The 25,699-nt window shown below is 65.5% G+C and carries 20 protein-coding genes and 2 pseudogenes; 18 read left to right on the top strand and 4 right to left on the bottom strand.

Annotated features, from left to right (window positions below; translation table 11 throughout):
• Positions 1 to 582 precede the first annotated feature (582 nt).
• The 3 genes and pseudogenes from B0I08_RS18300 to B0I08_RS08645 form a co-directional block, all read right to left on the bottom strand.
• Positions 583 to 738: pseudogene (locus B0I08_RS18300) on the bottom strand (DapH/DapD/GlmU-related protein); the annotation flags it as partial.
• Between the two features lie 402 nt (positions 739 to 1,140).
• Positions 1,141 to 2,298, bottom strand: coding sequence for a substrate-binding domain-containing protein (locus tag B0I08_RS08650; protein WP_106211870.1), 1,158 nt, complete (start codon positions 2,296 to 2,298; stop codon positions 1,141 to 1,143).
• Positions 2,295 to 4,313: a heparinase II/III domain-containing protein gene (locus tag B0I08_RS08645; protein WP_106211868.1), complete on the bottom strand. Its 2,019-nt coding sequence runs from the start codon at positions 4,311 to 4,313 to the stop codon at positions 2,295 to 2,297. The genes B0I08_RS08650 and B0I08_RS08645 overlap by 4 nt, the downstream gene beginning before the upstream one ends.
• A gap of 176 nt (positions 4,314 to 4,489) precedes the next feature.
• Here B0I08_RS08645 and B0I08_RS08640 point away from each other — a divergent pair, with 176 nt between their 5' ends.
• From B0I08_RS08640 to B0I08_RS08585, 12 genes are all read left to right on the top strand, one after another.
• Positions 4,490 to 6,541 carry a DUF2264 domain-containing protein gene (locus B0I08_RS08640; protein ID WP_106211866.1) on the top strand — a complete coding sequence of 684 codons (2,052 nt, stop codon included), beginning with the start codon at positions 4,490 to 4,492 and terminating at the stop codon, positions 6,539 to 6,541.
• A 50-nt stretch (positions 6,542 to 6,591) separates the two neighbouring features.
• Positions 6,592 to 7,890, top strand: a complete 1,299-nt coding sequence (locus tag B0I08_RS08635; RefSeq protein WP_106211864.1) for an ABC transporter substrate-binding protein — start codon at positions 6,592 to 6,594, stop codon at positions 7,888 to 7,890.
• Between the two features lie 89 nt (positions 7,891 to 7,979).
• Positions 7,980 to 8,918, top strand: a complete 939-nt coding sequence (locus B0I08_RS08630) for a carbohydrate ABC transporter permease (RefSeq protein WP_106211862.1) — start codon at positions 7,980 to 7,982, stop codon at positions 8,916 to 8,918.
• Positions 8,918 to 9,835, top strand: a complete 918-nt coding sequence (locus tag B0I08_RS08625) for a carbohydrate ABC transporter permease (RefSeq protein ID WP_106211860.1) — start codon at positions 8,918 to 8,920, stop codon at positions 9,833 to 9,835. Before B0I08_RS08630 ends, B0I08_RS08625 begins: the two co-directional genes overlap by 1 nt.
• Positions 9,836 to 9,840: 5 nt before the next feature.
• Positions 9,841 to 10,512: a YesL family protein gene (locus B0I08_RS08620; RefSeq protein WP_106211858.1), complete on the top strand. Its 672-nt coding sequence runs from the start codon at positions 9,841 to 9,843 to the stop codon at positions 10,510 to 10,512.
• A gap of 26 nt (positions 10,513 to 10,538) precedes the next feature.
• Positions 10,539 to 11,720 carry a glycoside hydrolase family 88 protein gene (locus B0I08_RS08615; protein WP_106211856.1) on the top strand — a complete coding sequence of 394 codons (1,182 nt, stop codon included), beginning with the start codon at positions 10,539 to 10,541 and terminating at the stop codon, positions 11,718 to 11,720.
• A gap of 28 nt (positions 11,721 to 11,748) precedes the next feature.
• Positions 11,749 to 12,681: a fumarylacetoacetate hydrolase family protein gene (locus tag B0I08_RS08610; RefSeq protein ID WP_106211854.1), complete on the top strand. Its 933-nt coding sequence runs from the start codon at positions 11,749 to 11,751 to the stop codon at positions 12,679 to 12,681.
• Positions 12,671 to 13,435 (top strand): 2-dehydro-3-deoxy-D-gluconate 5-dehydrogenase KduD, encoded by a 765-nt coding sequence (gene kduD / locus B0I08_RS08605; protein ID WP_106211852.1) that lies wholly within the window; start codon positions 12,671 to 12,673, stop codon positions 13,433 to 13,435. Before B0I08_RS08610 ends, kduD begins: the two co-directional genes overlap by 11 nt.
• 62 nt (positions 13,436 to 13,497) lie before the next feature.
• Complete coding sequence (gene kduI, locus B0I08_RS08600) at positions 13,498 to 14,352, top strand: 5-dehydro-4-deoxy-D-glucuronate isomerase (protein WP_106211850.1); 855 nt, start codon at positions 13,498 to 13,500, stop codon at positions 14,350 to 14,352.
• An 8-nt stretch (positions 14,353 to 14,360) separates the two neighbouring features.
• Positions 14,361 to 15,404, top strand: a complete 1,044-nt coding sequence (locus B0I08_RS08595) for a sugar kinase (RefSeq protein ID WP_106211848.1) — start codon at positions 14,361 to 14,363, stop codon at positions 15,402 to 15,404.
• Complete coding sequence (locus tag B0I08_RS08590; RefSeq protein ID WP_106211846.1) at positions 15,401 to 16,075, top strand: bifunctional 4-hydroxy-2-oxoglutarate aldolase/2-dehydro-3-deoxy-phosphogluconate aldolase; 675 nt, start codon at positions 15,401 to 15,403, stop codon at positions 16,073 to 16,075. The genes B0I08_RS08595 and B0I08_RS08590 overlap by 4 nt, the downstream gene beginning before the upstream one ends.
• Before the next feature lie 4 nt (positions 16,076 to 16,079).
• A complete protein-coding gene (locus B0I08_RS08585; protein WP_106212278.1) occupies positions 16,080 to 17,864 on the top strand; it encodes a glycoside hydrolase family 35 protein in 1,785 nt (594 codons plus the stop codon).
• 33 nt (positions 17,865 to 17,897) lie between these two features.
• Here B0I08_RS08585 and B0I08_RS08580 read toward each other — a convergent pair.
• Positions 17,898 to 18,449 (bottom strand): annotated as a pseudogene (locus B0I08_RS08580) (formate/nitrite transporter family protein); the annotation flags it as partial.
• 22 nt (positions 18,450 to 18,471) lie between these two features.
• Here B0I08_RS08580 and B0I08_RS17580 point away from each other — a divergent pair.
• From B0I08_RS17580 to B0I08_RS08555, 6 genes are all read left to right on the top strand, one after another.
• A complete protein-coding gene (locus B0I08_RS17580; RefSeq protein WP_146134369.1) occupies positions 18,472 to 18,672 on the top strand; it encodes a hypothetical protein in 201 nt (66 codons plus the stop codon).
• 238 nt (positions 18,673 to 18,910) lie between these two features.
• Complete coding sequence (locus B0I08_RS08575) at positions 18,911 to 19,735, top strand: carbohydrate ABC transporter permease (protein ID WP_106211842.1); 825 nt, start codon at positions 18,911 to 18,913, stop codon at positions 19,733 to 19,735.
• A complete protein-coding gene (locus B0I08_RS08570; protein WP_106211840.1) occupies positions 19,732 to 20,679 on the top strand; it encodes a carbohydrate ABC transporter permease in 948 nt (315 codons plus the stop codon). The genes B0I08_RS08575 and B0I08_RS08570 overlap by 4 nt, the downstream gene beginning before the upstream one ends.
• A 105-nt stretch (positions 20,680 to 20,784) precedes the next feature.
• Entirely contained in the window at positions 20,785 to 22,131 is a 1,347-nt protein-coding gene (locus B0I08_RS08565; RefSeq protein ID WP_106211838.1) for an extracellular solute-binding protein, read from the top strand.
• Between the two features lie 125 nt (positions 22,132 to 22,256).
• Complete coding sequence (locus B0I08_RS08560) at positions 22,257 to 23,288, top strand: LacI family DNA-binding transcriptional regulator (RefSeq protein WP_106211836.1); 1,032 nt, start codon at positions 22,257 to 22,259, stop codon at positions 23,286 to 23,288.
• Positions 23,289 to 23,369: 81 nt separating this feature from the next.
• Complete coding sequence (locus tag B0I08_RS08555) at positions 23,370 to 25,526, top strand: beta-galactosidase (protein ID WP_106211834.1); 2,157 nt, start codon at positions 23,370 to 23,372, stop codon at positions 25,524 to 25,526.
• The last annotated feature ends 173 nt before the right edge of the window (positions 25,527 to 25,699 follow it).

Raw genomic sequence — 25,699 nt, 5'->3', positions numbered from 1 at the left:
AGTGCCGTACGCATCCACCTGGTGCCCCGCGCCCCACGCGTTGGTGGTCCAGGGCAGCTCGTTCATCGCCACCGCGATGTCGGTCGCGGAGGCGGCGGTCACCAGCGTGATCGGATGGGCAAACCCGGTGCCAAGGAGCTGCAGGGCGTAGCCCACGCAGAGCACGTGGTACGCGGCATCCGGGTCGTCAAAGCCGGCTGAAGCGAGCTGCATCGAGCCAGCGCCGAGGGAGGCGACGGCGCCGGTCGCGGCATCCTGCCATCCCCGCAACCGTTCGAGCTGCTGGTCGGCCGGCAGCTGGGGCGGCGCGGTGTCGAGCAGCAGATCCGCAATTTCGATGGCGTCGCACTGGGCTCGTACGGTGGGGCTGTTACCGGGGCGGTCGACGAACAGGCCGGTCTCCTCTGAGAACGAGCGGTCGAGCAGCGCCACCGCCTGCGCTCGAGCCGTCTCGGCGAAGGCCGCGACCCGAGCCGCAAGGTCGTTGTTCGACGTCACGACCACATCGCCCGGCGCGTGGGGCTGATCTGCACGCGCGAGGGACTGATCTGACGGCGCGAGCGGATGATCTGCCTGCGGCACTCGCCAGCGAATCAGCTTCGCCGGGTTGCCTCCGACGATCGCACCGGCGGGCACGTCCTTCGTCACCACGGCACCCGCGGCGAGCACCGACTGGTCGCCCACGGTGACCCCGTCGAGGATCACGACGTGCGAGCCGATCCACACGTCATTTCCGATGCGGATGCCTTCGGTGGTCAGTGGCTGCCGGAACATCTCGATCCCGGGGTCCGACATGGTGTGGTTGAAGCCAAGAATCGAGGTGTGGGCTCCGATGCGCACGGCGTCGCCGATCCGAACGTCACCGCGCAGAACGGTATAGGCGTTGATGCTGCAGTCCCGCCCGGTGGACAGCGACCCCGTCAGGTACGCTCCGGCCGCGATGTAGCTGCGGTCGCCGAGGGCCAACTCGTCGTTGTCGACGGAGGCGAGGTCGGAGACGAAGCACTCGCCGCCGAACGTGACACCGGGGCGTTCGGCAGTGAGGGCGCGCTGGGTGGCGATTTGCTGTGCCTGCGCCGTGGCATCCGCCTTCGCCCAAAAATCCCACGGGGAGTACTGAAACCGATCGATCATCACCGACTAGCCCTCCGAAGCGGCGCGCGTGCGTGGGGGAGCGGTCGAGCCGCGCACGTTCAGGCTCGGACTCAGGGTGACGCGGTGCACCGGTCGCGTCGGGTCGGCGATGCGCTTGAGCAACAGGTCGACGGCCGCTTCGCCGACGGCAGCCCGCGGCGGGTTCACGGCGGTCAGGGCGGGCGAGAACAGCTGCGCCACCTCGTCGTCGTAGGCGATGATCGAGAGGTCGTCGGGCACGGAGATTCCGCGGGTGAGCGCCAGGTCGACAAAGGCCATGGCCTCGGGATCCGAGTGCACCAGCAGGGCAGTGATGCCGGTGCGAAGCGCCATGTCGAGCGTCGCGTCCACCGCGGCGGAGAACTCGGGGCTGCTGCGGTCGGGCAGGATGCGCTCGAAGTGGTCGGTGGGAGTCAGCCCGAGCTCGAGGCAGGCAGCCTGCCAGCCGGCCGCGATCTTGCGCGAGGTCGGCGAGAATCGCGACAGCATCAGGCCCACCTTGCGGTGGCCGAGCGACGCCAGGTGGCGGGCGGCGAGTTTGGCCCCGAGGGCATGGTCGGTGGTGACGGACTCGACCGGAGTGCCGCCGGGCAGCAGCACCGCGTCGCGTTCGACCAACACGCTGGGGGTTCCGCACTCCGCCAGCCACTGGATCACATCCTGCGCATGCGGCGTCTCCGTGTTCGGCGCCACGATCAGGCCCCGAACGTCGTCGCTGAGCACCAGCCGCTCCAGCACCGGGCGTTCGTCCTGCAGTTCGTACGATGCACCGCGGAGCAGAACCCGCATGCCGTGCTTCTCCACCTCGGATTCCATGCCGCGCATAACGCCGGGCCAGTAGTAGTTCAGCGACGGCACGAGAACGGCGATGGAGCCCTGAGCCGTCGGCGGTTCGTTTGCGCCGGACTCGATCACGGGGGCACGCAGGGCAAAGCTGGGCACACGCACCGAGGCGCTGTCGCTCGTGGGAACCGCCCCGCCGTGCACCCGCACGAGCAGTCCCTCGCTCTCCATTTGGGCGAGATCCCGGCGAAGCGTCACCGGAGCGACACCGAGTTCGTTCGTGAGCTGCGAGATCCTCACCGCGCCGTCGCGCAGCAACGCATCGAGCACGTGGGTCCGCCGGCTGCTGGCCAGGGGTGTGTGATGAATCTGGTCTGTCATCGTGGGTTCCGCGCTTTCGGTTCGTTCATTTCTACCGTGACAGAGAGGGAGTTTCGATCCGTGACATCAAGATCAAGACGGGTGAGATGCGAACCCCAGACATCGCTGAGCAGGGGGTCGTCGAGCGGACGGGGAACCAGCGTGGCGGCCACCCCGGTCGGCCAGCGGAGGCGCACGGCGGGCGCGCCGTCGACGGGGATGACGAGTGCCGAGCCGTCGTCGAGCTGCACCTCACCGGCGAGCAGCATGCGCACCGTTGTGCGGGGCTCTGGCGACGACGCGGCGGGGGAGCCGTTGCCCCACGGTTCGAGGGTCCAGCGGTCGTCGACCACAATCTTGGAGAGGCCCCGATCGAGGTGGATGTCTCGCCGCCAGGTCACCAGGCCCGGCACGGGGTACGCCGCCGCCAGGTCGAGGCCCAGGCTGGTGGAGTGCTCGTCGACGTGCACCACGACATCGGATGCTCGGGCCTCGGCCCCGGCGGGCTGCGGCACCCCGCGTATCTCGGGCACGTTGTGCCACGAGCTCTGCATCGTCCAGATGGAGTACCGCTCCGCGCCGAAGGTGGCGAGTGTGTAGGTCGGGCGTCCCGCGTCGACGATCACCGGCACGCCGTCGGAGGCGACGATGAAGGAACCGACGTCGTTGTGGTTGTGGTGCTCCGCGTTGTGGCCACCCTTCGCGGCGACGGCGAGTCCGTCGCACACACCCTCGTTCTCTCGGGCGACCAGCACCTGGGTGGACGGCAGCCAGACGTCGCGCGGCAGCGGCGACGGTGCCGGCACCGCGCGCAGCCACTCCGGATCAGTGATGCCGCGAAGCAGCCGCCCGAGCCCTTCCGTCTCACTCGCGGCGGGGCGCTCGGGATCCCGGTGCGCGGCGGCATGAGCCTCGGCGAAAGAGTCACCGACGCGACGCGCCGCGCGGTGCAGCGAGTGCCAGGGTTGGTCGCGGGGCGGCCGGGCCTGCCCGTCGGCGAGGTTGAGATACCAGTCGCCGCCGAGGTGCATCCGGTGCGGAAACGCGACCGTCTCCCGCAGCGCGGGGATCGACGCCGTGACCTCCAGCACGCCGCGGGTGGCGAAGGACAGCAGATCGAGCGCTTCGAGGGCCCGGCACGCGCCGTTCCACCAGTAGGCGTAGCCCTCATCGATCGCCCCGTCGGCCGGAAGAGAGGTGACGTAGCGGTCGAGACCCTCGACGGCCAGCGCCACCACACGAGCGCGGTCGTCGCGCTCCGCGGGCGCGTCCATCAGGCGGAGCGCCGCCACCAACACGTTGCCGTGGATCCACGGATTCCAGTTGTGCACGTCGCCGTCGAGGCCCAGCCAATGCCAATCCCGACGGAGCACAAACGGATCGAGCACCCGGGTGCGGGTCTCGTGCCGGATCCGTGCCCGCAAACCGGGATAGCGAACGTCGAGCTGGGTGCCGAGAAGGTGGTCGATCCACGCGAGCTGCGCCGCGACCTCGCCAGCACCGAGGTCGAGGAACGGGTCGGTGATCGTCGCCAGGATCGCTCCGTGGGAACCCATCGTGTCGTCGTGTGCCGGCCAGCACCAGGAGCTTTGTTCGCACAGCAGCACAACGCCGTCGGCGACCTCGTCGATCCACCGATCTTGCAGGGTGACCGCCGCTGTGACCACTGCGCGGCTGAGTCGGCGCTGCCGGGCGAAGACCGTGCCCTCCCACTCGTCGCGGTTTCCGTCGCGGTGCACGCGCGCGGCGGCGCTGGCCAGCGGCACCCCCCACGGCGTTCCGAGGTCGTCCTCCGCGCGGGTCAGGATGTCGTGCACAGTGACCGCGTCCGCGTGTCCGGTGCCCGCGGCCCAGAGATCGCGGTGCCGGGCGGGCAGTACGGGGAGGCTGGCGGGAGCGGAACGCAGCAGATCCCGCAGGGCGTCAGCGAGGCCGCCAACGGGGGCGTTCGCCTCGCGCTCAAGAGCGACGGTGAGGTGCCCGCGGAATGCCGCGTGGCTGGTGCTGTCGCTGTGCTCGGTGTTACGGGTGTGCATAAAACGATCATAAACGATCAGACACGAACAAAACAAGCTTGCAATGATTGAAAAAGATTGATATGTTCCCAGAACGGTCAGTCTGAGACGTAAGTTTGAAACACTGACACGGCTATTCAAAGGAGAATTCGGTGATCGATGCACGGACGACAGCTCCCCGTCGTGGATCCGATCCTGTGACCGATTCCGAGACCGCCGTCACCCCGGACACCGCCCCCGCCACCGCCGACTGGACGCGCACCGAGTGGGTCGCCTACGCCGACCGCGTTCTCGCCGGAGCCCAGGCCTTCGCCTCGCCCAACAACGCACGCATCACCCCTCCCGGCGCCGAGGGCGGCTACGGCCGCGCCATCGACGGTCTCGAGGGATTCGCCCGCACCTTCCTGCTCGCAGGATTCCGTATCGTCGGCGAGCGCGGCCAGGGCGACGCCATCGAGGAGCTCGCCGCGTTCTATGCTCGCGGCATCACCGCCGGTGTCGATCCGACCGCACCCGACCGGTGGGTGCGTCTCGACGAGCACGCCCAGGCGAAGGTGGAAGCGGCATCGATCGCGCTCATCCTCGACATGACCCGCCCGTGGATCTGGGCTCGCCTCGACGACCTCACCCAGCAGCGCGTGATCGACTACTTCTCGCCGGTGGTGGGAGACACCACCTACCCGCAGACCAACTGGGTCTGGTTCCGGCTCGTGGTGCAGACATTCCTCCGTTCGGTCGGCGGGCCCTGGTCTGCCGACGACGTGGCCGACGATCTCGCCCGTCACGACACCTTCGCCCGGTCGGAGGGGTGGATGTCGGACGGTGACGAGCGCTCGTTCGATCACTACGTCGGCTGGGCGCTGCACCTCTATCCGGTGCTGTGGTCCCGGATGCAGGGCGCGTCGGAACTCGCGAACGGACGCACCGCCGCCGACATCGTCGCCCTCGACCGGTTTCTGCTCGACGCCGTCGCACTCGTCGGGGCCGACGGATCTCCGCTGCTGCAGGGCCGAAGCCTGATCTACCGCTTCGCCGCCGCCGCGCCCTTCTGGGTGGGGGTGCTCGCCGAGGTGCCGTCGCTGTCTGCGGGCGCTCTGCGTCACGCCGCCAACAAGGTGGTTGCCCACTTCGCGGAGCACACCGTGCCCACCGCCGACGGCATCCTGACGATGGGCTGGCACGACGAGTGGCGGGGCCTCGCGCAGTCCTACTCCGGGCCGGGGTCACCGTATTGGGCGGTGAAGGGACTGCTCGGCGTGATGCTGCCGGCTGACCACGAAGTGTGGAGCGCGACATCCGCCCCCCTGCCCATCGAGAACGCAGACACCCTGCTCACCGTGAACGCCGCGGGCTGGATCGTCTCGGGCACCTCCGCAGACGGAATCGTTCGGGTCATCAACCACGGCACCGATCATGCAACCGACGGGAGCCTCGTCGGGGACTCACCGCTGTATGCGCGGCTGGGGTACTCAACGGCCACCAGTCCGCTGCTCGACACCGAGGCGTGGGAGAACCCGCTCGAGCAGTCGGTGACGATCGTTGACTCGCTCGGCCGGGCAACGCACCGGGCCGCGATGCAGCTCACGGAGGTGCGCCTCCAGGACGACGCCGACGGCACCCTCGCAATCGCCGCCTCCGTCTCCGACGCGCACTGGGTGACTGCCGAGCTCGGCGGACGCCGCCACGGGTCTGGCCTCGACGGGGCGATCACCGTCGCGGGCCCCCTCAGCGTGCACTCGCTTGTGCGGGGTGCCTGGGAGGTGCGCCTGGCCCGCCTCGAATCGCTCGAATCCGGCCTCGACGCAGCCTCCCTTCGCTTGCGCATCGGTGGCTGGCCCCTCGCCGGGATCGCCCCGATCACCGGCGAAACCGGCGACGCGGCCTGGGCGTCCGAGGGCACCCTGCTCAGCCGTATTTCCTGCCTGCAGGGGGATGCCGGTGTGCCGCAGGTAGCGGTTCGACCGAACGCGACCCCGCTCGCACCGGTCGCCGCGGTTCCGTTTCTTGACTTCCCGGTCGTCGCTGGCGACTGGGTGGCTGTTCTTGTCGAGCTCTCTGGGGCACAGCTGCAGGGGGCACCGCTCTCCGGGGCACAGCTGCCCGGGTCAGAGCCCGACGATCAGCAGTCTCCGTCGGTCGAGATCCTCGACCACGGAAATGAATGGGAGGTCGAGGTGGTGTGGCCGGACGGCCGCGAAACGTCGAGCCTTCTTCCGAAGCACCGCCGTCCCTCACGGACAGACCGGTAGAACAACAGAATCCGAGAACGGGTTCTGGTAGCAATCACAAAGGAGCAGCAATGAAGCGCAAGTTTGTAGTAGCAGCGGGTGTGGCCATGGTGGCCTCCCTCGCACTGTCCTCGTGCAGCGGGGAATCGGCGGATGACGGCGCGGAAGCCGGCGGCCCCGTCACCATCTCCATGTCGGGGTGGAGCCTCGCCACCACCCCCGAGTTCCAGGTACTCGCCGACGGCTATATGGCGAAGAACCCCGATGTGACGGTCGAACTCAAGGAGTACGACCCGCTCAACTACAACACCCTGCTCACCGCAGACCTTGCGGCCGGCTCGGGGCCCGACGTCATCGTGCAGAAGGAGGTCAAATTCGTCTCGACCTTCCAGGAGGGCGCGCAGCTGGTTGACGTCTCCGACGTGGAGCTGCCCGAGGACATCGGCGGCACCGAGGCCTACGACATCGACGGCGCAAGCTATGCCGTTCCGTACCGCCAGGACTCGTGGGTCGTCTTCTACAACAAGGCGCTCTTCGACCAGGCCGGTATGGAGTACCCCGACGGCTCGTGGACGTGGGATGACTACGCCGACACCGAGGAAGACCTCGCGACCGCGCTGGCCGGAACCGGCGCCTTCGGTGGCTACCAGCACGGCTGGCAGTCGACCGTGCAGGGCTTCGCCAATGCGCAGGTGCCCGACGCCGACATCCTGAGCGGCGAGTTCGGTCACCTCGAGGAATACTACGAGCGAGTGCTCGCGCTGCAGGACGACAAGGCGCAGGTGGACTTCAACACCCGCAACGCCAACCAGCTCACCTACCAGGGCGAGTTCGGCAAGCAGAAGGCCGCGATGCTGCCGATGGGATCCTGGTTTGTCGCCACCCTCATCGCCCAGCAGGCCGCAGGCGAAGCGGATGCCTTCGACTGGGGTATAGCGCCCGCCCCGCAGTACGACGACTCCACCGCCGGTATCGACAACGTTCCCGTCACCTTCGGCGACCCGACCGGCCTCGGCATCAACGCCGCGGTCGAGGGCGCCGAGCTGGAGGCGGCGAAGGACTTCCTCGCGTACGCCGCGGGGGAGGAAGGGGCCCAGTCCCTGGCCGCCATCGGAATCATGCCGGCGCTGCTGAACGACGCCGTCGTCGAGACCTACTTCTCGGTCGAGGGCACGCCGGAAGACGAACTCTCACGGTTCGCCATCTCCACCCACGAGACGCTTCCGGAAAACCCGACGTCGAGCGACACCGCGGCAATCCAGAACGTTCTGCTTGACCTCCACACGGCGGTCATGTCGGGCTCCGAGCCCATCGCGGGCGCCATCAAAACGGCCGAAGAGCGCTTCAAGAATGAAGTCGACATCGACTAGTTCCACCCCGGTGGCCGACGCGGGCGCATTCCGCGCTTCGCGTCGGCCACCACCCCCGCACCTCTTCCTCAGATCGAAGGAGATCACCCATGGCGACCACTGACGCCACAAAAGTCGCCGCACGGCCGCCGAGGCCGTCCGGCCAGCGCCGCCGCTCTCGGCTCGCCATGCGCAACACCCTGCTGGGGTGGAGCTTCATCCTTCCGAACTTTCTCGGATTTGCGCTGCTGACCCTCGTTCCCATCGTTGTGCTGTTCTACATGTCGATGACGAACTGGAACGTGTTCGGCACCGCGAACTGGGTCGGGTTCGACAACTTCGAGCGCCTGGTCGGTGACGGCAGCTTCCGCATCGCCCTGCTCAACACGCTCTACTACTCGGCGCTACATATCCCGCTGACCTTCGTGGTCGCGCTGGGCCTGGCGCTGCTGCTCAACAACAAACTCCGGGGCGTCGCGTTCTTCCGCACCGCCGCGTTTTTCCCGTACATCACCTCGATTGTCGCCATCGCGATCGTCTGGAACCTGCTGTTCAGTCCCGACTACGGACCGATCAACGAGATCCTCCGCTTCTTCGGTATGGAGAACCCACCCGGCTGGCTCACCTCGTCAGACTGGGCGATGCCGGCCGTGGTCATCGTCAGCACCTGGCGCGACATGGGCTACTACATGATCCTGTTTCTCGCGGGCCTCCAGACCGTTCCCCGCGAGCTGCACGAAGCCGCTCGCGTCGACGGGGCAAGCACCATCCAGCGCTTCTTCAACGTGACCCTGCCGTCGCTTCGGCCGACCACGTTCTTTGTGACGGTGATGCTCACGATCAACTCGTTCAAGATCTTCGACCTCATCCTCGTGATGACCGAGGGCGGCCCCGGCCAATCGACCCTCGTCCTGTCGCAGTTCATCTACACCAAGGGATTCGAGGAAAGCCAGTTCGGCTACGCCTCCGCCGCCTCGGTCGCACTGTTCTTTATGTGCATCATCGTGACGGTCGCCCAGTTCCTCCTCAATAAGAAAAGGAGCGTCTGATGACCGGACTCTTGGCTCCCCCCGAGGATGCGCGTGCTCTTCGCAAGCTCGCCGATTCCTCCCCGCCGCCGCGGCCCGCGCGCGCGGCATCCCCCTGGCGTCGAATCGGCCGCATAGGCCTCTACCTCGTGCTCATTGTTGCCGCGGCCGGGCTGTTCGCGCCTTTCATCTGGATGATCGCCAGCTCGCTGAAGACCGCGAACGAGGTGTTCTCGATTCCGGTGACCTGGGTGCCGGAGGTCTTCGTCTGGAACAACTACGTCGAGATCTGGACACAGTCCGACATGGTCACGTGGTTGCGCAACACGCTGTTTCTGTCGGTGGTGGTGACGTTCCTGCAGGTGCTCACCGGGTCGTTCGCGGCCTACGGGTTCGCCCGCATCCGCTTCCCCGGTCGCGACGCCCTGTTCCTCGTCTACATCGGCACCATTGCCGTGCCGTGGCAGTCCTACATGATTCCGCAGTTCATCCTGCTGTCGGAGCTGAAGGTATCGAACACCCTGTGGGCAATCGTGCTGCTGCAGGCGTTCGGAGCATTCGGGGTGTTTTTGATGAAGCAGTTCTACGAAACCATTCCGGAGGACCTCTCGGAGGCCGCCCGGCTCGATGGGCTCAGCGAGTACGGCATCTGGCGGAGGATCATGCTTCCGCTGTCGATTCCGGCCCTCGCCAGCCTCGCCCTGCTGACCTTCGTCAACACCTGGAACGACTACCTCGGTCCTCTTATCTACCTGCGCAACCCCGACCTCTGGACGATCCAGCTCGGACTCAAGAGCTTCGTCAGCAGCCTGTACGACACCAACTACGCCCTGCTGTTCGCGGGCCTCGTCATCTCGGTGATCCCCATCGCGATCATCTTCCTGCTCGGCCAGAAGTACTTCGTTGAGGGCATCGCCACCAGCGGGATGAAGGGCTGAGCACCATGAAGCGCATCTCGCACGGCACCTACACGATGATCGCCGGAGTCATCTATTTGGCCCTCATCACCAATGTGCTGCTCGTGGTTTCGTGCCTGCCGTTGGTGATCCTGCTGATCACCACCGACCCGGCACTGTCGTGGCCGATGCTGGCCGCCGCGGCGCCGCTGTGTGCTCCGGGACTGACCGCCGCGTTCGCCACCTTCCGGGCGTTCGGTCGCGGGGGAGTCACCCCGGCGCGCACCTTCCTCGCCGCGTGGCGCACCACCTGGCGCCACTCCCTCGTGGTGGGTGCCGCCGTGACGGGCATCGTGGTGATCTTCCTCGCTGACATCCGTTTCTTCTCCGACAGCCCGCTGGCGATCGCGGTGGTGCCGGCACTCGGCGTACTCACGGCACTCGTTGCCGCCACGGGTCTGCTCAGTCTCGTCGCGATCGCCGACGAGCCCCGGGCCCGCCTGCGCGATGTGGTCAAGGCGAGCATCTACCTGGGCGTTCGCAACTGGCACCTCACGATCGTCTCGTTGGCGGTGCTCGCAACCCAGATTGTGCTGTTCACCTCCCTGCCCGCGGTGGCTCTCGGGCTCACCGCCGCCCCGGCGCTGTATCTCGCCTGGGCGAACTCGCGGTACTCCCTCCTGCCCGTCCTCGAAGTCGAAGAGGCTCCGGCCGTTTAGCCGGACCGAACCTAAGGATTTTCACGATGACGACCCCCTTTACGCAGGACACCACCGCCTCGGCGGCAGATGTTGCCCTCAGCGCCGCGCTCGAAACGGTGCGCAGAAACATCGCCACCTTCGGCGACGACTATCCCGACGACACCACGACCGATGGGCGCTACCAGCTGCGTCCGGCCACCGCGGACTTTCCGCTCGGCGGCAACCGCGGCTGGACCACCAGCTTCTGGAGCGGCCTCGAGTGGCTGGCCTACGAGCTCACCGGAGAGGATGTTTTTCTCGGTGCAGCCCAGCGGCACGCCGCCGACTTCGCCGCGCGGGTTCGCGACGAAAAAGACCTCGACACCCACGATCTCGGCTTTCTATACACCCTCTCGACCGTGCCCGCCTGGCGGCTGCTGAACGACGATGACGCTCGAGAGGCCGGGCTGCTGGCTGCCGACCACCTGATGCGACGCCTGCTCGAACCCGCCGGCATCATTCAGGCCTGGGGCGATCTCACCGACCCCCGGCAGCGCGGCCGCACGATCGTCGACAGCCTGATGAACATGCCCCTGCTCACCTGGGCGACCGAACAGACCGGCGACGACCGCTACGCGAGCGCGGTGCGCCGTCACACCGCGCAGCTGCGCGAGCACATCCTGCGCCCGGACAACTCGACTTTCCATACCTTTTATTGGGACGTCGATACCGGAGCGCCGCTGTACGGCGCGACCGAGCAGGGAGCCGGCGACGACTCGTGCTGGGCGCGCGGGCAAGCGTGGGGAATCTACGGGTTTGCCCTCAACTACCGTGCCACCGGCGATCCGCTGCTGCTCGAGGCGGCCTGGCGCTGCGCCGAGTACTTCGTCGCGCACCTTCCGGCCGACTCCGTTCCCTTCTGGGACCTCGTCTACACCGACGGCAGCGACGCCCCCCGCGACAGTTCCTCTGGCGCGATCGCCGTCTGCGGGCTGCTCGAGCTCGCCGGCCTCGAACCCGACAAGGCCCGTGCCGCGGTCGCCTCCGATGCCGCCCACACGATCCTCGCCTCGCTCATCGAGAACTACACCCCGGCGCGGTCGCAGGACTCCGACGCGCTGCTGCTGCACAGCGTCTACGACCTTCCGAAGAAGAATGGCGTTGACGAGGGAACCCTGTGGGGGGACTACTTTTATCTCGAGGCCCTCACTCGCGTCGCCCTTCCCGGCTGGAAGCCGTTCTGGTGATGGGGCCGCAAACGGGAGGGGCACGTTCATGCGCCTGATCACCTATGCACACCCGCTCGGCGCGCGGCCCGGGGCTGTGATCGCCAGTGTCGGTGGCGATCGTGTGCTGGAGCTTTCGCCGGAACTCTGCCACGGGGCATCCACCGTCGTCGAAATTGTGGCGGATGCATCGGCGCTGGCCGCTGCCAAGGCCGCAGTCGCCGCTGCCACAGAAGAAACCGCCGCGCTGCCGCTGCTGGCAGATGTCAAGCTGCTGCCGCCCGTGCGTCCCGGCAAGATCATCTGTCTCGGCTACAACTATCGCGGACACGTGCGCGCGGGGGAGGACCCCACGGCCGGCGACCCGGAGTATCCGGACGTGTTTGTGAAGACCCCGAACGTGCTGGCGTCGGCTACCGACCCGGTGGTGTTGGCCGCCGCGACCCGCGATGTCGACTACGAGGGCGAGATCGCCCTGGTGATCGGCACGCGCGCTCGGGAGGTTCCGCTGGAGTCGGCCATGGACTACGTCGCCGGCTACGCCCTGTTCAACGATGTGTCCGACCGCCACTGGCAGGGCAGGACGAGCCAGTGGGAACTCGGCAAATGCTTCGACGGTTTCGGCCCGCTCGGCCCGACGCTCGTGACCGCCGACGAGATCGCCGACCCGCACGACCTGCTCGTCGAGGTACTGCGCGAGGGCGTGGTGACGGTGTCGCAGAGCACGTCCACCATGATCTTTCCGATGGCGTACGTCGTGCACTACCTCAGCACCGTGATGACTCTGGAGCCCGGCGACGTCATCTCGACTGGCAGCCCGCAGAAGCTGCCCGAGGCACTCGCCGCCTACCGCCGGCTCGAACACGGCGACTCGGTCACCGTGCGGGTCGCCGGCCTCGGCGAACTGACCACGACCTTCATCGACCCGCCCGCCGCCGACTCACCGGCCTCCGACTCACCCGAGGAGAACCATGATTCTTGATTCATTCCGCCTTGATGGCAAGGTGGCGCTCGTCACCGGGTCCACCCGCGGGCTCGGTCAGGCTGCGGCGATCGCGCTTGCTGAGGCGGGGGCGGATGTCGCGTTGCTCGATCGCGGAGACCCCACCGACACGGCCGAACAGATTCGGGCGCTCGGGCGTCGGGCGTTCGTGGTGCAACGCGACCTGATCTCTGCCACGCCGGAGGAGCTCACCTCGGCCGTCACCGAGGTCATCGCCGAGCTCGGCACCGTCGACATCCTGATCAACAACGCCGGCACGATCCGGCGCTCGCCCGCCGTGGACTACAGCGCCACCGACTGGGACGACGTGCTGTCGATCAACCTCGACGCGGTGTTCCACCTCTCGCAGGCCGCCGGCCGCCATATGGTCGCGCAGGGCAGCGGACGCATCATCAACGTCGCGTCGATGCTCACCTTCCAGGGTGGCATCAACGTGGTCGCGTACACCGCGTCGAAGCACGCGGTTGCCGGACTCACCAAGGCTCTCGCGAGCGAGTGGGCAGCGTCCGGTGTCACCGTGAACGCGATCGCCCCCGGCTACATGGCCACCGACAACACGTCAGCGCTCCGCGCCGATGTCGAGAGGGAACGCTCGATCGTCGCGCGCATCCCGGTCGGTCGCTGGGGCACCCCCGCCGACCTGCAGGGCGCCTTCGTCTTCCTCTCCTCCGACGCCGCGGCCTACGTCACCGGAACGATCATCCCGGTCGACGGCGGCTGGCTCGTGCGCTGAGCGCCGCCCGCAGCACCGACTTCACCAGCACCGACCAGCACTAACCAGCACTGAGGAGCACCATGGACCAGCGATACGCCACCAACCCGACCCAGATCCCCGGCATGACCACGAGCGACCTGCGGGCGCAGTACCTCGTGCCCGAGCTGTTTGTGCCCGGCGAGGTGCGCGTCACGTACACGCACCACGATCGGATTGTGCTCGGCGGTGCGGTACCCGCCGGGTCGGACCTGGAGCTGACGGGCTACCCCGAGATTCGCAGCGACTACTTCCTCGAGCACCGTGAGCTCGGCATCATCAACGTCGGAGGCACCGGAACGGTCACCGCCGATGGCGAGGTCTATACCCTCGTGACTGGCGCCTGCCTGTACCTCGGACGGGGCATCCGCTCGGTCGTATTCGCAGACGCAGTCGCGTCAGAAACCACCTCGCCGGACACCGCAGCGGGCGCCCAGTTCTACCTCTTCTCCGCCCCCGCGCACACCTCCTACCCGGCGGCGCTCGTCTCGCCCGGCGAGGGAACCGTGCGCGAGCTGGGCGACCAGGTCACCTCGAACCGGCGCACGCTCAACCAGTACATCCACGAGAACGGCGTGCAGTCCTGCCAGATCGTGATGGGGGTCACCTCGCTGCACCCCGGATCCATGTGGAACACGATGCCCGCCCACACCCACGACCGTCGTACCGAGTGCTACCTCTACTTCGACCTTCCCGAAGACGCCCGCGTCATCCACCTGCTCGGCGAGCGTGACGAAACGCGTCACCTCGTGGTTGCCGACCGCCAGGCGATCATCTCGCCGAGCTGGTCGCTGCACTCCGGCGTCGGCACCTCTGCGTACTCGTTCGTGTGGGCGATGGCCGGCGAGAACCAGGCGTTCGACGACATGGACGCGGCGCCGGTTTCCGAGCTGAAGTGATCCCCGCGATGTCCGAGGCACCCGATTCGCCTGACCCGCACGGCGCTGGCGTCGCGCCCGGCTCGGCCCTCGCGCCCGAGCTGCTCGCGGTCGGCGAAACGATGGCGATGGTGGCACCTCACGCGGGCGATCGCCTGGGCGAGGCGCAGCACTTCCGCCTCGACGCGGGCGGCGCCGAGTCCAACGTCGCCGCGCACGTGGCGGCCCTCGGACATCGCGCGGCCTGGTTCAGCCGCCTCGGAGACGACTCCCTCGGGCACCGGGTGGTGGCGCAGCTCTCTGAGCGACAGGTGGATGTCTCGTCCGTCGTCTTCGACCCGAACAACCCCACCGGGGTGTACTTCAAAGACCCCGGCCACGGCGTTCGGTACTACCGGGCGGGCTCCGCGGCCTCGTGCCTCACCGCGGAGGACGCCGACGCGGTCTCCCTGGTCGGCGTGCGCATCCTGCATGTCTCCGGAATCACCGCGGCGATCTCTCCCTCGGCCGCGGAGTTTCTCGACCGCATGATCGATCGTGCGCGCGAAGCCGGAGTGCTGGTGAGCTTCGACGTCAACCACCGGCTCGCCCTGTGGGACTGCGCCGCGGCTGCGGCCGTGCTCGAGTCGCTGGCCCGCCGGGCAGACCTCGTGTTCACCGGACGCGACGAAGCCGAGAGCCTGTGGGGAACGGTGGAACCCGCCGCCATCCGAGCGAAATTCTCCGAGGTGCCCGAGCTTGTCGTCAAGGACGGCGACATCGGCGCATCCGTGTACCTCAGCGGACCTAATTCGTCGGACGACGAGTTCTTCGAGCCGTCCCACGTGGTCTCGGTCGTCGATGTTGTCGGCGCGGGGGATGCCTTCGCCGGCGGCTACCTCGCGGCCCTGCTCGACGGGCTGCCCCCGCGCGACCGGCTCCGGGCCGGGCACCACCGCGCCGCACTCACCCTCCAAACCACCGGCGACTCCGTCGGCGACGCCCCGCGAGAACTCGGCAATGCCCCGAGCGAACCCATCGGCGACGCCTCACACCGGCCTCAGACCCCGAGCAACGAAAGCGTGCTGCAATGAGCGATCAGACCTTCATTTCACCGGTGGATGCCGCCGAGCCCAGCATCGCCACCGAATCCACCGCCGCGTGGTTCGACGAGATCTTCGCCCGCGCACCCCTGATGGCGATCCTCCGCGGCACCGGCGTCGAGCGCGCGGTGAAACTCGCGACCACCGCCTGGGACCTCGGCATCGACTCGGTCGAGGTGACAATCCAGAACGCCGACGACGTCGTGGCGCTCCGCGAAGTGGCCCGCCTCGGCGAGGAACGCGGCAAAATCGTCGGCGCCGGAACCATCGTCTCGCCCGACCAGATCGCCCTCGCGGTCGGCGCGGGGGCCCGCTACCTCGTCTCGCCCGGCCTCGACCCGCGAGTTGTGCTCGAGGCGCAGCGCCTCGGCATCCCCATCCTCCCTGGCGTCTCGACTCCCAGCGAGGTGCAGCTCGCCTCCAGTCTTGGACTTCGCTGGCTCAAGGCGTTCCCCGCGCAGTGGCTGGGAACCGACTGGTTTAAGCACATCCGCGGCCCGTTCCCGCAGGTGCGGTTTGTGGCAACCGGCGGACTCGACGCGAGCAACGTCCAGTCCTTCCTCGACGCCGGGGTGCGGGTCGCGGCCGTGGGCTCCGCGCTCGAAGACCCGGCCCAGCTCGACAAGCTCGCCGCGCTGCTGGTAACGTCCGTCCGTGCCTGACGTCATGACGAACTTCACCTTCGGCGACACCGACTTCCTGCTGAACGGCGAACCGTTCCGGGTGCTGTCCGGAGCGATCCACTACTTCCGCGTTCACCCCGATCTGTGGGCCGACCGCATCCAGAAGGCTCGCGCCATGGGTTTGAACACGATCGAGACCTATGTGGCGTGGAACGCCCACGAGCCGAAAAGGGGGGTGTGGGATGTCACGGGGTCCAACGATCTCGCCCGCTTCCTCGATCTCGTGGCCGAGGCGGGCATGCATGCGATCGTTCGCCCCGGCCCCTACATCTGCGCCGAATGGCACAACGGGGGCCTGCCCGTCTGGCTCACCAGCATCGACGGTGTGGGGCTGCGCCGCTCCGAGCCGCAGTACCTCGCCGAGGTGACCCGCTACCTGCGCCAGGTGTATGACATCGTCGCGCCCCGCCAGATCGACCGCGGCGGCCCCGTGATCCTGGTGCAGATCGAGAACGAGTACGGCGCCTACGGTTCCGACAAGAACTACCTCCGCGAACTCGTGACCGTCACCCGCGACTCGGACATCACCGTGCCGCTCACCACGATCGACCAGCCCACCGACGCGATGCTGAGCGACGGCAGCCTGCCCGGCGTGCACCTCACCGCTTCCTTCGGCTCCCGCGCCGTCGACCGGCTCGCCACCCTACGCGAGCACCAGCCCACCGGACCGCTGATGTGCGCGGAGTTCTGGGACGGCTGGTTCGACTGGTGGGGATCCCACCACCACGTCACCTCCGCCGAGGAGGCCGCGAACGAACTCGACGCCCTGCTCGGCTCCGGCGCATCCGTCAACTTCTACATGTTCCACGGCGGAACCAACTTCGGCCTCACCAACGGCGCCAACCACAAGGGCCGCTACCTGCCGATCGCCACCTCCTACGACTACGACGCGCCCCTCGACGAGGCCGGCAATCCGACCGAGAAGTACTTCGCCTTCCGCGACGTGATCGCGCGGTATGCGCCGGTTCCGGCGGAGACGCCCGTGGTCGCCCCGCCCGCTCCCGCGTTCGAGGTCGCCCTTGTCGTTGCGGGGGACTGGACCCCGACCGTGACCGCCCCCGAGGCATCCGCTCGCACCAGCACCAGCACCAGCACCAACACCTCCACCCCTCCGACGTTCGAGGACCTCGAGCAGATCAGCGCCCTGGTTCTCTACGAGGTCGACCTCCCGCCGATGCAGCGAAGCGAGCTCTTCGAGGTCGACGAGGTGCGCGACCACGCCTGGGTCGAGGTCGACGGACTGCCCGTCGGAACCCTCTCGCGCACCCTCCAGCAGCGCTCGATCGTGCTCCCGCCCGGCCACACCCTGACCGTCCTGGTCGAAGAACAGGGACGCGTCAACTACGCCGAGCGCATCGGCGAGCACAAGGGCCTCATCGGAACACCCCTGTTGGCAGGCCTCCCGCTCGAAGGCTGGTCCGCCACCCCCATCGATGTCGCCCTTCTCGGACAGCAGGCGGATGTCGCTGCGCCGCAGTCGACGCCGCCCTACCGAGCGTCCGCACGCTCAACCCTCCGCGGCACCTTCACCCTCGACGCCTCCACCGACCTGTTCCTCGACACGAGCCACTGGGGCAAAGGGTATGCCTTCGTGAACGGCTTCTTCCTCGGTCGCTACTGGCGCACCGGCCCACAACAGACCCTCTACGTGCCGGGACCGGTCGTACGCGCGGGGGAGAACTCAGTGGTCGTAGTCGAGCTCGAGCGAGGCACTCGAGACGTGGCCCGGTTCGTTGGAACAGCGTCGCTCGGGCACACGGAGGAGTGAGACGGTCATCGGCTCACCCGTTGACCGTCGACTTCACCGGAGTCGTCCGGTGCTGTGCGTCGATCCGACCTTGATCCCCAAGTCTCGTGACGGCGCGGTCCGCACGTGGGTGGCGTAGATGACCAGTCCGACAAACGTCAGCCCGCCGACCAAGTTGTCGATCACGGTCGGAATTCCGTTCCAGATCAGATAGTCGCCGATGGTGAAGTTTCCGCCAAGCATGAGGCCGATGGGGAACAGGAGCATGTTCACGACCGAGTGCACGAATCCCCTGTAGAAAAACAGCATGATCGGCATCCACATTGCGATGACTTTGCCGGGGAGGCTCGTTGACATCATCGCTCCGACGACACCCGTTGACACCAACCAGTTCCAAAGCGCTCCGCACACAAACAGCGTGAGCATGCCGGCGAGTCCGTGGTCGGCGTACCCGACCGTTCGTCCTTCGCCGATGAGTCCAATCGCCGGGCACGCTTCGCTGACTTCGGACGAGAATCCGAAGGTGAAGACGATGGCCATAAGCCGGGCAGTGGTCAACGCGCCCGCGAAGTTTCCGACGAAGACAAGGCCCCAGTTGCGCAGGAGCAAGAGCATTTATGGCCGTCAGATGAGCCAGACGAGAATTCGTCGGGGTAAAGAAGTTGGCGTTCTCGAAGGTCTCTACGACGATCGCGACGTCGACGCCTTCGGGCAGTGGGCCATTGCTTCGTTATTGCGGTGGTTGCTTCGCATCCGGGGGATTGGTGGTGTCCACTACCGTATCGACGAACGCATCCGCGACGAACATCTGAATCCAATACGAGCTTGACACCGTAGTCAATTGCTCCTACTCTCCTATAAACCGGGTTTGACTACGTAGTCAACTTGCCCTTGTCCCAAGGGGTTCATATCAAAGGAGATATCGTGAACTCGTATCCCAGTGCGATGCATGAAGTGTTCAGCCGGGAGCCGCGGTGAGTGCCGCCGCGATCGGCACGCAGCCTGATCGAAGTCGTAAACGGTCTAACCGCCCGTCCTGGCGCGGATGGGGCTTTGTAGGACCGTTCATGCTCGTATTCGCAGTCGTCTTCATCGCGCCCATCGTCTATTCGCTCTACATCAGCCTGTTCCGTGCGCAACTGGTCGGTGACACTCAGTTCGTAGGGTTCGACAACTACGTTCAGGCTTTCACCGATGCCCAGTTCTGGTCCGGCGTGGGGCGCGTCAGCCTCTTCCTCGTCATCCAAGTGCCGATCATGTTGGGGATCGCGATGGTCGTCGCGCTCGCGATCGATTCCGCGCGTCTGTACGGCAAGGACTTTCTGCGTATTGCTGTGTTTATGCCATACGCGGTACCCGCCGTCGTTGCCGCCTTGATGTGGGGCTTTATGTATGGTCCCCGATTCGGCCTTGTGGGGTACGTTAACGACTTCTTCGGGTGGTCTTTGCCCAACCTATTGACTCCCGAGTGGATCCTGCTGGCCATTGGAAACATCGTGACCTGGTCGTTTGTGGGTTACAACATGTTGATCTTCTATTCCTCTCTGAGAACGATCCCGACCTCGCTGTACGAGGCGGCCGAGTTGGACGGTGCCTCGCAAAGCCACATCATCCGCCATATCAAACTTCCCGCCATTCGCGGGTCGATCGCGGTGGCCACGATTTTCTCGGTCATCGGCAGCTTTCAGCTCTTCAACGAGCCCAGCATCCTGCAGAGCATCGCGCCCAATGCGATCTCGACGTATTTCACCCCGAACCTGTACGCCTACAACCTGTCGTTCAGCGGCCAGCAGTACAACTACGCAGCCGCCGTCGCAATCATCATGGGCGTAATCACCATGGTTGTCGCCTATGTCGTGCAGCTGCGCGGCATCCGAAAGGACGAGTCATGACCCTTCGCAACACGGCCGCCGCGCCGTCCCCATTGGTCTCGCCGTCCAAGTCGCGGGCAAGCGTCCCGCGGCTGCGCACCCGCAAAGCCCCCAGTATCGACAGACCGCGGCGGAGCATCTGGCTCACCGTGGTCTCGGCGGTGGTGCTGATCTACGCGATTCTCCCCCTGGTTTGGCTCCTCATTTCGTCGACAAAAACGCAGGATGACCTGCTCTCGACGTTCGGGTTCACCTTCGGCAACTCCTTCGCCCTGTTCGAGAACATCGCTAACACGTTGACCTATGACGACGGCATCTTCGTGCGATGGTTCGCCAACACATTGTTGTATGTGGTCGTCGGCGCCGGCGGGGCAACCTTGCTCGCGGTAATGGGCGGCTACGGACTCGCGAAGTTCACGTTCCGCGGCAAAAAAGCGATCTTCGCCGTAGTCATCGGCGCCGTGGCCGTGCCGGGAACCGCGCTAGCTGTCCCCACCTTCCTCATGTTCTCGCAGGTCGGAATCACCAACACTCCCTGGTCAGTCATAATCCCTTCCCTGATCTCGCCATTCGGTCTGTACCTCATGTGGACGTTTGCAAGCCAAGCCGTGCCGACCGAGCTCCTGGAGGCTGCCCGCATGGACGGCTCATCGGAGTTCCGAACGTTCTGGCAAGTAGCGCTCCCCTTATTGGCGCCCGGGACCGTGACGGTACTCCTGTTCACCACCGTCGCCACCTGGAACAACTACTTCCTCCCGCTGATCATGCTGAGGGACCCGCAGTGGTACCCGCTGACTGTCGGTCTGAATGCATGGAACGCGCAGGCGTCGACCGTCGGCGGCCAGGCCATCTTCGACCTCGTGGTCACAGGGTCGCTTCTGACAATCGTGCCTTTGATCGTGGCATTCCTGCTACTTCAACGTTTCTGGCAGTCCGGGCTCGCGGCCGGCTCCGTCAAAGAATGAAGCCCCCCGTTGACCGGCCTTCCACTCCGACGGCTTCTTTCTCCATAGCTCTTCCACCTAACAGTTCCCCGTCAAATAGTCCATCAACAATGAAGTGAGAGACAAATGATCCGCATATTCAACCGGCGCCGCGCACTCGCGGGCAGTGCCGCAGCAGTAGCACTCGCCCTGACGCTCGGAGCCTGCAGTTCATCCGACAACGGAGGCAACGGGGGTGGCGAAACGGAAACCGACGTCGCCGCGGCTCTTGAACAGGGGGGCGACCTCCTTGTGTGGGGATGGGACGCAACCCTGCCGCCCATGATTGAGGCTTTCGAAGAGGCCTACCCGAACGTCAATGTCGAACTGGCCAACGTGGGCACGGGCACAGACGCCTACACCGCGTTGCAGAACGCGATCCAAGCTGGCTCTGGCATCCCCGATGTCGTGCACATGGAGTACTCGGCCGTACCGCAATTCGCCCTCACCGAAGATCTTGCCGACCTCACGCCATTCGGAGCTGCTGACCTCGAGGACAGCTACACACCTGGCACATGGGGATCGGTCGCAATCGACGACGGCGTGTACGGACTCCCGCTTGACTCCGGTCCCATGGCGATGTTCTACAACGCCACTGTCTTCGAGGAGAACGGCATCGCTGTTCCCGAGACATGGGAACAATACGTTGAAGCCGCACGGACCCTCCATACTGCGGACCCGAGCAAGTACATGGTCGGAGATGCCGGAGATGCTGGCTTCGTGCAGAGCATGATCTGGCAGGCCGACGGCCGCCCATTCCAGAGCGAGGGGACCGACGTCACGGTCGACCTCGGAGACGACGGCTCGAATAAGTTTGCCGAGATGTGGCAGCCGATGCTCGATGAAGACCTGGTAGCACCCGTCGTGACATGGTCGGACGAGTGGTATAAGGCTCTCGGTGATGGCACCATCAACACACTCCTCATCGGCGCGTGGATGCCGGTGAACCTGGAAAGCGGAGTGCCGGAAGCGGCTGGGAACTGGAGAGCGGCGCCGATGCCCCAGTACACCGCGGGTGACGACACGAACGCGGAAAACGGCGGCAGCGCCCTCGTGGTGACGGAAGCCAGCGCACAGCAGGCACTGGCCTACGGGTTCACAGAATTCTCGAACTCTGGCGACGGCGTGGGTGTGCGTCTAGAGGCGGGGACCTTCCCCGCGACCGTGGCCGACATTGAATCACCCGAGTTCACCGGGAAGGAATTCCCCTACTTTGGTGGTCAAAAGGTCAACGAGGTGCTTGCAGCTGCTGCCACCTCTGTTTCCTCCGGCTGGCAGTACCTCCCGTTCCAGGCCTATGCCGTCTCGATCTTCAACGACAACCTGGGGAAGTCCTACACCAGCGACCAGCCCCTGACTGAAGGACTGGCGAGCTGGCAGGATGCGATCGTGAGCTACGGCAACAACCAGGGCTTCACCGTCAACGGAGGCTAATCGCAACGCCAGCGTTGACGGTCGCACGGGTGCTGTCCGTTCGTGAGACCGTCACGCTGGCAGTTGTTGGCCTTCGAGAACCGTAAAATGCGTCGCAGGTCCTTACCGAGAGAGAATGAGACGTCATGCCACAACCCTCTAAAAGAGCAGCAAACGCACGACCGGCTGCGATGGTGGACGTTGCGAAACTCTCCGGTGTCTCTCAAAAAACCGTTTCTCGCGTGGTGAATGGCGAACCGCATGTGTCATCGGAAGTGCAGGCGAAGGTGTTGGCCGCCATTGCAATACTGAACTTCCGGCCCAACTCGGCAGCGCGGGCTCTCGCCTCGGCGCGCACCAGAACGATCGGCTTTGTGTACACCGGCAGTGCATTATTCGGTCCGAGCGCGATGGCGGTCGGCGTCGAACGAGCTGCCCGGAACGCGGGATACACAATCGCGGTCGTGCACACGCGCGACGGAACACCCGGAAGCGTTCGCGTTGCCTTCGACGATCTCATCGGACGGGGTGTGGATGGAATCGTTGTTTCCGAACCTGCCGATGATCTTCGGCCCGACGACCTTCCAACAAACGGGATTCCGGTTCTTTCCCTCGACATGAACGCCGCAGTCGATACCGACTGGATCATGGTCGGTGCCGACGACCGCTCCGGCGCACGTCAGGCCACAGAACACCTCATCGAACTCGGCCACCGCTCGATCTCGCACATTGCCGGCCCTCAGGGGTGGGCAACGAGCCAGAACAGGATCCTCGGATGGCGAGATGCCCTCACAGAGGCTGGTCTGCAAATACCAGAACCGCTGAGGGGCGACTGGAGTGCGGCATCGGGTTTCGCCGCAGGAGAGCGGCTCGCTTCGACGGGGGTCACCGCAATTCTCTCGGCCAATGACGATATGGCCATTGGGGCTATTCACGCCATTGAGGTATCCGGGCGCACGGTACCCCAGGACGTCAGCGTCATCGGGATTGACGACATCCCGCTTGCTGCCTACCTGCATGCGCCACTCACCACGATCCGACAAGACTTCGACAAGATTGCCCATGAGGGAATGTCGAGATTGCTCGATGTTATCGAGGGACGCCCACTAGAAACGCGCCGATTTGCTGTGCCCACGCAGCTTGTCGTGCGCACCACCACCGGCGCGCCCATTCGCTGAGCCACACTGCTCCGCAGGACGTTCCCGACACCTGCACACGGCGGCACGACCATACTCACCTCGCAGTCAGGAAAAACATTTATGAACGCACCTGCTCCTCAGCGTGTCCATTTCGGAGCCGCGTACTACCTTGAGTACCAGCGCACTCCCAACCTCGACGCCGATCTCGACCTCATGGTCAAAGCGGGCTTCGATCTCATCCGGGTTGGCGAGTCGGTGTGGTCGACTTGGGAGCCGGAAGACGGCGTCTTCGACCTCGAGTGGCTGCAGCCGGTGCTCGATGGGGCACATGCGCGCGGCATCCACGTCATCCTTGGCACTCCGACATACGCGGTGCCGATGTGGCTCGCCCGCAAATACCCAGAAATTGCAGGCGAACGCAAATCCGGTCAGCGAATCGGGTGGGGCACTAGGCAAGAGGTTAATTTCAGCCATCCGACATTTCGGTTCCACGCGGAGCGGGTCATCCGAAAGGTCGTCCAGCGATACGCCGATCATCCTGCGGTCATCGGTTTCCAAGTCGACAACGAACCGGGCAATGAGCTTTTCCACAACCACGACGTCTTCCAGAGGTTCGTTGACGAGCTACGCCAGCAATACGGGACGGTTGAGCGAATCAACGCCGAGTGGGGTCTCACGTACTGGTCCCATCGGCTGTCCACTTGGGCCGATCTCTGGACACCAGACAACAACTCGCAACCACAGTACGACCTCGCCTGGCGCCGGTTCCAGGCGCGGCTGACGACAGAACTCATCACGTGGCAGACAGAGGTAGTGCGGGAACTGGCTCACCCGAACCAGTTCATAACCACCTGCATCTCTTACGATCGCCCGGCACTGCGCGATGACTCCCTGAGCGCTGTTCTCGACGTCACGTCCGGAAATCCGTACTACCGCATGCAGCACCACCTCGCGGTGCCAGATACCGCGGATCTCGACGTCGAACAGTCGTGGTACACGACGGGAACCTGGGCGCTTTACCGCACCGCCGACCGCATGTGGTCCAGCAAGCAGGCACCGTTCCTGGTGACGGAGACGGGAGCATCCTCCATCTGGGGATCCAGCTTGAATGAGCCGCCCTACCGGGGCCAGCTCAGGCAGGCCGCGTGGGCGCTCGTGTCGCGAGGTGCACAGGCGATCGAATACTGGCACTGGAATACGCTTCCTTTTGGCGCGGAAACATATTGGGGAGGGGTACTGCCCCATACCAATGAGCCCGGTCGAATCTACAGCGAAATTTCGGTGATCGGCGAGGAGTTCTCACGTGCGGGCGAGGATGTCACCCAGCTCGTGCCTGAAGCCGACTTGGGAATCCTGTACTCGACCGACTCGAAATGGGCCATGGCATTCCAGCCCCCGCTCGGTCTCTCAACGCCGGATCCCCGCTCTTACGAGCGCATTGTCGATGGCTGGTACCGTGCCGCGTTTGACGCCCGCCTCCAGACCAGGGTGATGCAACCCCGCCACCTCTTCGCGCGGACCCCGAGAGACATCGCCACCGAACTTCCCGTCCTGGTCGTTCCGGGTTTTTACATTGCCACTGACGAGCAGCTGGTGTGGCTTCGCGACTACGCGGCGGCGGGCGGACACCTTGTATTGGGCATCCGATCCGGTGTTGCCGACACGGAGGCGCGTCCTCGCACGGATGCGCAGCCAGCGCACTTGTCTCAGGCTGCGGGGGTGACATATGACGAGTTTTCCAACGCCGACACCGTGCCGGTACGTGGATCGAATGGCCTTGACATCCCTGATGGATCGTCGGCGCGCTTGTGGGTTGATGCATTACGGGTGGAAGAAGGAACTCAAGTTCTTGCCAAATACGACCACCCGCATTTCGGAGCTTCCCCGGCCGTGACCACGCGCTCCCACGGCGATGGGCGCATCACCGTGGTGGGGACACAGCCTGACCCAACGTTCGGAAGCGCCATTCTGCGCTGGGCCGTTCCGAACGCACTCAGCGACGCATGGTTGCCAGAGCATGGCACCTGGGGATCGGTGACCGTGACGGGCGCCGCTCGGCCGACAGACCAGGGGCCTGCCAGATCACGGCGACCGGTTCGATACGTGCACAACTACTCATGGCACCCAACGACGCTCGTCATCCCCGTCGATTGTGAAGATCTGCTCGCAGAAAGAGAGGTAGCGGGCGACCGTATAGTTCTCCGGGCTGGATCCACCCTCGAACTGAAAGCCTGGGACGTTCGAGTATTGCGCGAAATACCATCCGAACATGTTTAGCGCGAGGCTAGCGTCTTAAATCCCTTGGGATGCGAGGCGTCTCATCCAGGTGCTGGCTTAGATCTGAAAGTCGTCATGTTCACTGGGTCGGGCGACGTCCACCCTGATTCCTTGCGCTGATGTTCTGCCGCCCGCAGGTCAGTAACTGCACGTGATTCCCTATCAGGAGCGCA

The organism is Glaciihabitans tibetensis (assembly GCF_003003265.1).
In the GTDB taxonomy this organism is placed as follows: Bacteria; Actinomycetota; Actinomycetes; order Actinomycetales; family Microbacteriaceae; genus Glaciihabitans; species Glaciihabitans tibetensis.
This window is presented reverse-complemented; position numbering and strand designations above follow the sequence as displayed.

Bases quoted from the DNA above. Each gene is read 5' to 3' on its own strand.
- B0I08_RS08630 (WP_106211862.1), top strand. From the start codon at position 7,980: ATGGCGACCACTGACGCCACAAAAGTCGCCGCACGGCCGCCGAGGCCG.
- kduD (WP_106211852.1), top strand. From the start codon at position 12,671: ATGATTCTTGATTCATTCCGCCTTGATGGCAAGGTGGCGCTCGTCACC.
- B0I08_RS08615 (WP_106211856.1), top strand. From the start codon at position 10,539: ATGACGACCCCCTTTACGCAGGACACCACCGCCTCGGCGGCAGATGTT.
- B0I08_RS08555 (WP_106211834.1), top strand. From the start codon at position 23,370: ATGAACGCACCTGCTCCTCAGCGTGTCCATTTCGGAGCCGCGTACTAC.
- kduI (WP_106211850.1), top strand. From the start codon at position 13,498: ATGGACCAGCGATACGCCACCAACCCGACCCAGATCCCCGGCATGACC.
- B0I08_RS08575 (WP_106211842.1), top strand. From the start codon at position 18,911: ATGCTCGTATTCGCAGTCGTCTTCATCGCGCCCATCGTCTATTCGCTC.
- B0I08_RS08645 (WP_106211868.1), bottom strand. From the start codon at position 4,313: ATGCACACCCGTAACACCGAGCACAGCGACAGCACCAGCCACGCGGCA.
- B0I08_RS08635 (WP_106211864.1), top strand. From the start codon at position 6,592: ATGAAGCGCAAGTTTGTAGTAGCAGCGGGTGTGGCCATGGTGGCCTCC.
- B0I08_RS08620 (WP_106211858.1), top strand. From the start codon at position 9,841: ATGAAGCGCATCTCGCACGGCACCTACACGATGATCGCCGGAGTCATC.
- B0I08_RS08590 (WP_106211846.1), top strand. From the start codon at position 15,401: ATGAGCGATCAGACCTTCATTTCACCGGTGGATGCCGCCGAGCCCAGC.
- B0I08_RS08610 (WP_106211854.1), top strand. From the start codon at position 11,749: ATGCGCCTGATCACCTATGCACACCCGCTCGGCGCGCGGCCCGGGGCT.
- B0I08_RS08570 (WP_106211840.1), top strand. From the start codon at position 19,732: ATGACCCTTCGCAACACGGCCGCCGCGCCGTCCCCATTGGTCTCGCCG.
- B0I08_RS08585 (WP_106212278.1), top strand. From the start codon at position 16,080: ATGACGAACTTCACCTTCGGCGACACCGACTTCCTGCTGAACGGCGAA.
- B0I08_RS08595 (WP_106211848.1), top strand. From the start codon at position 14,361: ATGTCCGAGGCACCCGATTCGCCTGACCCGCACGGCGCTGGCGTCGCG.
- B0I08_RS17580 (WP_146134369.1), top strand. From the start codon at position 18,472: ATGAGCCAGACGAGAATTCGTCGGGGTAAAGAAGTTGGCGTTCTCGAA.
- B0I08_RS08560 (WP_106211836.1), top strand. From the start codon at position 22,257: ATGCCACAACCCTCTAAAAGAGCAGCAAACGCACGACCGGCTGCGATG.
- B0I08_RS08650 (WP_106211870.1), bottom strand. From the start codon at position 2,298: ATGACAGACCAGATTCATCACACACCCCTGGCCAGCAGCCGGCGGACC.
- B0I08_RS08565 (WP_106211838.1), top strand. From the start codon at position 20,785: ATGATCCGCATATTCAACCGGCGCCGCGCACTCGCGGGCAGTGCCGCA.
- B0I08_RS08625 (WP_106211860.1), top strand. From the start codon at position 8,918: ATGACCGGACTCTTGGCTCCCCCCGAGGATGCGCGTGCTCTTCGCAAG.